Below are 7964 nucleotides of genomic sequence, written 5' to 3'. Positions count from 1 at the left end.
CGCGCCATAGGCATGGGCGACTTCCACAAAATCAGGGGTCACATCGAGATGACTGTAGGAGTACCGTTCGTTGTAAAAGAGCTCCTGCCATTGCCTCACCATCCCCAGGTAACGGTTGTTCAGGATGGCCACCTTTACCGGCAGCTTGTTGATTATCGCCGTAGCAAGTTCCTGGATATTCATCTGGATACTGCCGTCGCCCGCGATGTCGATTACGAGCTTGTTCGGAAACGCAAGCTGCGCTCCGATGGCGGCCGGAAATCCGTATCCCATGGTGCCGAGCCCGCCTGACGAGAGCCATGTCCTCGGCTTGTCGTACTTGTAGAACTGAGCGGCCCACATCTGGTTCTGTCCCACCTCCGTCGTGATGATGGCGTCGCCTTTCGTCAGTTCATAAATCTTCTCAACGACAAACTGCGGCTTTATCACGTCATCGCTCCACGTGTAGGTCAGGGGCCTCTCGGCCTTCCAATCCTTTATCTGTCTGAGCCAGGCCTTCCTCACCTCTGCCCACTGTTCCTGAATCTCTTCCTTGAGGACTTTATTGAGAACCGTGAGCACCTTCTTCACGTCCCCGACGATCGGCGTATCGACTCTCACGTTCTTCCTGATCGAGGTCGGGTCTATATCGATATGCACGATCTTTGCGTGGGGAGCAAAGGAATCTATCTTCCCGGTAACCCGGTCGTCAAAACGCATCCCTATCGCGATGAGGAGGTCGGAGTCCTGCACCGCCTTATTGGCATAATAGGTACCGTGCATCCCGAGCATTCCGAGAGAGAGCTCATGCGACCCCGGAAAACCGCCGAGCCCCATGAGGGTCATCGTCAGGGGAATCTCGGCATGTTCCGCTAGTTCTCTCAGTTCCTTCGAGGCACCGGAGCTTATCACCCCTCCCCCTGCCACGATTACCGGTTTCTTCGCCTTGGCGATAAGGTGGGCGGCCTGAGTAATCATGTATTTGTTTCCCTCATACGTCGGCTTATAACTCCGTATGTCTATGTGGGGCCAGGTGAATTCGGTCTTCGTCGATGTTACATCCTTCGGCAGGTCTATGAGGACGGGACCGGGCCTGCCGGTCGTCGCGATATGAAAGGCCTCCCGTATTATCTTCGAGAGCTCCTTTACGTCTTTTACGAGGTAGTTGTATTTCGTGCACGGCCTCGTTATCCCGACGATATCAGCCTCCTGAAAGGCGTCATTGCCGATGAGCATCGTCGGCACCTGACCCGACAGCACGACGAGGGGGATCGAGTCCATGGCCGCGGTGGCGATTCCCGTAACGGTATTCGTCGCGCCCGGGCCCGAGGTTACGAGGGCTACACCCGCCTTGCCCGTGGCACGAGCGTATCCGTCCGCCGCGTGGATCGCACCCTGCTCATGCCGCGTCAGGATCAGCTGGATATCCTTGCTGTCATAGAGAAGATCGAAGATATTGAGGACCACGCCTCCGGGATATCCGAATATATGTCTCGCTCCCTCTCTCTTGAGGGATTCGATGATAATTTCCGCACCGAGGATCTTCATAGGCATAGCGCTCCTTTAGAGTTTAACCATTTTACCAAAAGCCCGGATAAAATGGAATGGCTTGTGATTTTGCTCCTGAACAGCCTCCGGACCGGGCCTATTTCATGATCGCGCCATTTCCTGCGGAGCTGACCATACGAGAGTACCGCGAGAGATAGCCTTTCGTTATCTTCGGTTTAGGAGGTTTCCAGAGAGAGAGCCTCCTCTTCATCTCTTCACGTGATATGAGAACGTCGATGCTTCTCTTCGGGATGTCTATCCGAATCTTGTCGCCATTTCTGATAGCAGCGATAGGGCCTCCCTCCATCGCCTCTGGAGAGATGTGGCCGATGCATGGTCCCCGGGTCCCGCCGGAGAATCGTCCGTCGGTAATGAGGGCGACAGATTCGGACAGTCCCATGCCGGCTATTGTCGCGGTCGGCGACAGCATCTCTCTCATGCCCGGCCCGCCTTTCGGGCCTTCGTACCGTATGACGACGATATCCCCGGCCTTGATATGCCCGCCGAGTATCGCCTTCATCCCGGCCTCTTCCGAATCGAAGACCCTCGCCCTTCCCTCGAATTTCATCATTCCCTTACTGACAGCCGTCTGCTTCACTACGGCGCCTTCGGGAGCGAGGTTGCCCCTGAGTATCGCGATGCCGCCTTCCTTGTGGTAAGGCCTGTTCAGGGGCCTGACCACCTCTTCATCCATGATCATTGCGTTACTCGCGATCTCCGCTATACTCTTCCCGGAAACCGAGACGGACGGACGGAGCAGGGGCTTCAGCCGCTTCATGACGGCAGGGATCCCTCCTGCGTAATCGAGGTCCTCCATGTAATAGGTCCCGCCGGGGATCATATTGGTTATGTGGGGAACCTTCCGGCTCAATTCGTCAAAGACCTCGAGCGGCAACGCGACCCCGGCTTCATGGGCTATCGCGGGGATATGGAGAGCGGTATTTGTCGAGCCTCCGAGGGCAAGGTCCACCATGATCGCGTTCTCAAAGGCCTTGCGCGTCATGATCTTCCTCGGCCCGATCTTTTTCCTGATTAGGTCGACGATCCTCACGCCGCTCTCAAAGGCGAACCTCCTCTTTTGCGCAAGGGATGCCGGAGACGTTGCACTCCCGGGCAGGCTCATCCCGAGCGCCTCGGTGACGCAGGCCATCGTGTTTGCCGTATACATCCCCTGGCAGGAGCCTGCACCGGGACAGGCGCAGATCTCGAGGGCCTGCAATTCGTCGTCCTTTATGAGCCCCTTCCTGTACCTGCCTATGGCCTCGAAGGTATCACTCGTAAGGTTGAGCCTCCTCCCCCGATAATGGCCGGAGAGCATCGGACCCGCGGTAACGACGATGCTCGGGATGTTTATCCTCGCCGCTGCCATGAGCATCCCGGGGGTGATCTTATCGCAATTCGTGAGGAGCACGAGCCCGTCAAGCTGGTGGGCCTGCGCGACCGTCTCGACCATGTCAGCGATCAGCTCCCTCGAGGGGAGCGAATAATGCATTCCCGAATGGCCCATCGCGATTCCGTCACAGATACCGGGGATACCAAAGAAGAAGGGATAGCCTCCGCCCGTGTGAACCCCTTTCTCTATGAACCGCTCGAGGTCTCTCATGCCGATATGACCGGGAATGATGTCCGTAAAGCTCGTTGCAACTCCGATGAAGGGCTTGTTCATCTCGGTCCTCGGGATGCCGGTGGCGTACAAGAGCGCCCGGTGAGGAACCCGTTCCAGACCTTCTTTTATCACTTTGCTTCTCACGAGAATAGTACCCCCTCTCAAAAAATAGCAGCCAGCGCCGCGGAGAGAATAGAAATGTATCTCCGCAATTCTGACTGCCTGATGTCCAGCGCCTAATTCGTGTGGCTCTTCTTATATTCCCTCACGAGTTCCGCCATTTTGTCTTTCTTCGAAAGCTTCAGTTTCTGGATCTTCTTTCGCTCCATCTCCTCTTCCGGTGAGAGATAGACCTTCTTGTCGATCTCTGCGAGCATGCCCTTGAGATTCTTGTGATCCTGTTCGAGCTTCTTAAACTCTTCGCTCTCCTTCAAGAGAAGTTGGATAATCTCTTCGTCCTTCAATGCCTCCTCCTTTCCCGCTCAAGAGTCTCTGACCCCCGAGCACTTACCGTTGGTCGATCTTTCCTCTATTCCTGCCATCCCTGCTTCTCCACCTCTTTCGTAACCATCTCTCTCAACGCCTCTATGAAGAGGGGATGCGTATTCAGGGATTCGGTCCTGACGAGATTTATCCCGAGCCTCTGAGCATGCTGCCTATATAATATATCAATTTCATAAAGTGTTTCTATATGGTCCGAGACAAAGCTGACCGGCACTACGAGAAGGTTCTTCACTCCCTTCCTGGCGAGTTCGGCCATCTTCTCTTCTGTCGATGGGCTGAGCCATGTAACCGGCCCGCTCTTGCTCTGGTACGAAAGGTGCCACCGCAGATTCACCTTCTTCATCACCGCTTTGATCGTCCCACGGACCTGCTCCACGTAAGGGTCTCCCGATTCGATGATGCGGACGGGGAGGCTGTGGGCGCTGAAAAGAAGATCGGCGTCTTTCCCCTGAAACGAGCCGAGACCCTTTTTGATGACGTCGGTGAGGGCCTCGATATAGAGGGGATAATCAAACCAGGAGGAGATGAGGGCGCTTTGGAGCGAATACCTCTCCGCCTCCCGAATGAACCGGGAGAGGGCAGAGCCTGTTGTCGCAAGGGAATACTGGGGATAGAGGGTGAGCGCCACCGCAGCCCCAACGCCGTCGGCGTGCATCCTTTTCACGGTATCATCGATAAAGGGATGCCAGTACCGCATGCCGAGGTAGACCTTAAAGGGCCCCTTATCGGCCGCCGGTGCCCCGTTCAGGGACTTTTCGAGGGCAGAGGCCTGCGCGGTGGTAATGCCGAGGATGGGAGATCCTCCGCCGATCGAGCCGTACATCTTTTCCGTCTTTGCCGATCGGAGGCTCGCGATGAGCCATGCCAGGGGCTTCTGGAGAAAGGAAGGTCCGAGTCTGATGATCTCTCTGTCGGAAAAGAGGTTATAGAGAAAGGGCCGGACGGATTGAAGGGAGTCAGGCCCCCCAAGGTTGAGGAGTATTACGCCAATCGTTCTTATCGCGCCTACCTCTCAGGGCGTGTCGGGAAGACCCGTTCACCCTCAGACTCCGGAATAAACGGCCGCTGCCTGCTACTTTTCGCTGAACCTGTGGACGGCCTCGACCATCGCCACGGCATTTTCGACCGGGGTTTCCGGCAGGATACCGTGACCGAGGTTGAAGATGTGTCCCTTCGCGAACTCCCCCTTCCAGAGAACGTCCTTCACCCTATCCTCGATCTTCTCCTTCGGCAGAAAGAGCGCGCACGGGTCGAGGTTCCCCTGAACAACGAACTTCTTCCCGATCTTCTTTATCGCATCGTGGAGGTCGATCCTCCAGTCCACACCGATGACATCTGCGCCCGACTTCTTGACTTCCTTCAGGACCCCGGCACAGTCGTTCACGAAATAGATTATCGGCACGCCTTCTTTCCTGAGCTCCGAGACAGCCCTCTTCACGTAGGGAAGGGCAAACTCCTTATAATCCTCCGGAGCGAGAACACCGGCCCAGCTGTCGAAGAGCTGGACCGCCTGTGCGCCGGCATGCACCTGGGAAGAGAGGTATGCTATTACGGTCAAGGTAATCTTATCCATGAAGAGGTGAAAGAGACCAGGGTTCTGGAACATCATCCTCTTCGTATTCACAAAATTCTTCGTGCTCCCTCCCTCCACCATGTACGTGGCGAGGGTGAAAGGCGCCCCTGAAAAACCTATGAGGGGGACCCTGAGGTCGGCCCCGAGGATCTTGATCGCCTCGAGAACGAAGGGCATGCTGTCTTCCGTGTCCGGGATAATGAGGCGGTCCACACCCGACTTGTTTCTCACCGGGTCGTTCAATATGGGCCCTTTCTTATCGGAGAATTCGAGGTGCATCCCCATCGCCTCGACCGGTATCAGGATATCGGAGAAGAGTATCGCGGCGTCCACGCCGAGTATATCTACAGGCTGCTTCGTCACTTGAGCGGCGAGTTCGGGAGTCTTGCAGAGCGTGAGGAAATCGACCCCGGAGCGGACGGCCTGATACTCGGGGAGATACCTCCCGGCCTGTCTCATGAGCCATACGGGCGTATAAGCAGTCTCTTCACCGCGACATGCCTTCAGAAATGTATCGTTCATAGAACCTCCTTATTATCGTACGCATGCGAGTTTTCAGCCAAAAGAGAACAGAGAAACAGAGAGTCGTTTCCGGGTTCGCGCCTTATCTGCCGACAGCCTTCTTCTGCATCTTCACCGGCGTGTAACCGCAGAACGGCTCTTCTTCCAGGTAATCTCCATAGACCGAATAAGACCTCGCCCTGCAGCCGCCGCATACATTGATGTATTCGCAGGAACCGCACCTGCCCTTGTATTTCTTGAAATCCCGGAGTTCCCGGAACAACTCCGAATTCTCCCATATCTCCTGAAAGGAATGCTCCCTCATGTTGCCCGCCGACTTCGGGAAATAGCTGCAGGGCAGGACATCGCCGTCAACGTTGATGAGGCAGATCAGCTGGCCCGCGAGACAGCCCTTCGCGCCGCCCGTCGAAAACTTGAGCGTCCTCCGCTCGAACTTGACCCCCTCTTCCTTCGCCTTCTGGAGCACCACCCGGTAATAGTGCGGAGCGCACGTCGGCCTCACGAGCATGTCCGCTTCATCCTTCTCCATCTCATAGTGCCACTCGAGGATGTCCTCATATTCCTCCTTCGAGATGAGCTCGTTCATGATATCCTCACCCCTGCCCGTCGGCACGATCATGAACATATACCATGCCGTGGCGCCGAGCTTCTTTGCAAGCTTGTACACCTTCGGTATCTCTTCCTGGTTTCTCTTCGTGAAGGATGAGTTTATGATAAATTCGATGCTGTTCTCCTTGAAGAGCCGCGCCGCGTTCAGTATGCCCGAAAAGGCCCCTTTTTCGTTCCTGAAATTGTCGTGCACCTCTTCCGTCGAACCATCGAGACTGAGAGAGACGATCCGTATCCCCGAATCCTTTATCTTTCCGCACAGCTCTTGGTTGATAAGGGTGCCGTTTGTGGCGAGACACATCCTCAGGCCCTTCTCGGTCCCGTATTTCGCTATCTCGAAGACATCCCGCCTCATGAGGGGTTCTCCCCCTGATAAGACCATGACCGGCTGGGCGTAACCTGCTATGTCATCGAGCATCCTGAAGGCCTCTTCCGTAGAAAAATCCGGATGCCCCTTCACCTCCATCTCGGAAGAAGAGCGGCAGTGCACGCATTTCAGGTTGCACCTTCGCGTAATCTCCCAAGCTATCCATTTCGGCTTGAATTCCATGAAATCACCTGATTCCCTTCAGAAAATACCGGTAGCCTTTCTATACTGTTATTATACTGTTGTTCCGGTCATTTTGCTATCCCATATGTAGGCCTCGATCGCATCGAGAAAGGGCCTGAACGTTGAAGGGTCAAGGGACGAGAGCGCGATCGCGTTGAATCTCGTCTTCAGGACCGCGACCAGTTCCGGCGGCACCCTGTCGATCTTGTTGAAGACGAGGAGCTGTTCCTTCTTTCCGACGTTGAGGTCCTCGAGGATCCTCCTGACAGCCGCGATATGGTCCTCGAACCTCGGGTTGGAGGCGTCGACGAGGTGCACGAGGAGGTCGGCGTCTTCAAGTTCCTCGAGGGTCGATCTGAACGCGGCGACCAGGTCTTTCGGGAGGTCCCTGATGAAACCGACGGTATCGGTGATGATCGCCTCCCGCTCTCTCGGGAACCTCAGCCTCCTGCTCGAGGTGTCGAGGGTGGCGAACATCCTCTCCTCCACAAAGGTCTCGCTCTTCGTGAGGGCGTTCAGCAGGGTCGACTTCCCGGCGTTCGTGTACCCCACAATCGATATGATCGGGATGCCCGTCTCGACCCTCCTCTGCTTCCTCTGCCGCCTCGCCTCCGAAAGCGACTTGAGCTCCCGGTCGAGGAGGCCGATGCGGTCGCGCACCCTCCTTCTGTCGATCTCGAGCTTCATTTCACCCGGCCCTCTTCCGCCGATCCCTCCCATGAGCCTCGACATCGCCGTTCCCTTTCCCGTCAGCCTCGGGAGCCGGTATTTCAGCTGTGCGAGTTCGACCTGGACCTTTCCGTCCCTGCTGTGGGCGCGCTGGGCGAATATGTCGAGTATCAGCTGGGGGCGGTCTATCACCTTCAGCTCCGTCAGTTCGCTGATAGCCTTCGTCTGGGACGGGTTCAGGGCCTGGTCGAATATGAGGAGGGTCGCGCCCTTGTTCATCGCGCTGATGATGAGTTCTTTCACCTTTCCCTCTCCCATGAGGAACCGCGGGTTTATCTCCTTCGGCCTTTGAATCACCGCGTCGAGCACGAGGACATTGCTCGACCTCGCGAGGTCCCTCAATT

The 7964-nt window shown here is 56.1% G+C and carries 7 protein-coding genes; all 7 read right to left on the bottom strand.

The features are described 5' to 3' along the window. The coding region (gene ilvB / locus VEI96_00605) for a biosynthetic-type acetolactate synthase large subunit (GenBank protein HXX56481.1) at positions 1-1527 on the bottom strand (1527 nt) is incomplete at its 3' end. Between the two features lie 97 nt (positions 1528-1624). After that, a complete protein-coding gene (ilvD, locus tag VEI96_00600) occupies positions 1625-3265 on the bottom strand; it encodes a dihydroxy-acid dehydratase (GenBank protein HXX56480.1) in 1641 nt (546 codons plus the stop codon). Between the two features lie 104 nt (positions 3266-3369). Next, positions 3370-3597: a DUF465 domain-containing protein gene (locus VEI96_00595; protein HXX56479.1), complete on the bottom strand. Its 228-nt coding sequence runs from the start codon at positions 3595-3597 to the stop codon at positions 3370-3372. A gap of 65 nt (positions 3598-3662) precedes the next feature. After that, positions 3663-4619, bottom strand: coding sequence for a ferrochelatase (hemH, locus tag VEI96_00590; GenBank protein ID HXX56478.1), 957 nt, complete (start codon positions 4617-4619; stop codon positions 3663-3665). A 90-nt stretch (positions 4620-4709) separates the two neighbouring features. Continuing rightward, the gene (hemE, locus tag VEI96_00585; GenBank protein HXX56477.1) at positions 4710-5732 is read right to left on the bottom strand and encodes a uroporphyrinogen decarboxylase; all 1023 of its coding nucleotides are present in this window, start codon (positions 5730-5732) and stop codon (positions 4710-4712) included. A gap of 82 nt (positions 5733-5814) precedes the next feature. After that, positions 5815-6891, bottom strand: coding sequence for a radical SAM protein (locus VEI96_00580; GenBank protein HXX56476.1), 1077 nt, complete (start codon positions 6889-6891; stop codon positions 5815-5817). Positions 6892-6942: 51 nt separating this feature from the next. Then, on the bottom strand, positions 6943-7964 hold a 1022-nt coding region (hflX, locus tag VEI96_00575; protein ID HXX56475.1), incomplete at its 5' end, for a GTPase HflX.

It is taken from the genome of Thermodesulfovibrionales bacterium, from assembly GCA_035622735.1.
Classification (GTDB): domain Bacteria; phylum Nitrospirota; class Thermodesulfovibrionia; order Thermodesulfovibrionales; family UBA9159; genus DASPUT01.
Note: the sequence above shows the minus strand (reverse complement) of the source record. Positions and strands in the feature narration are given on the sequence as shown.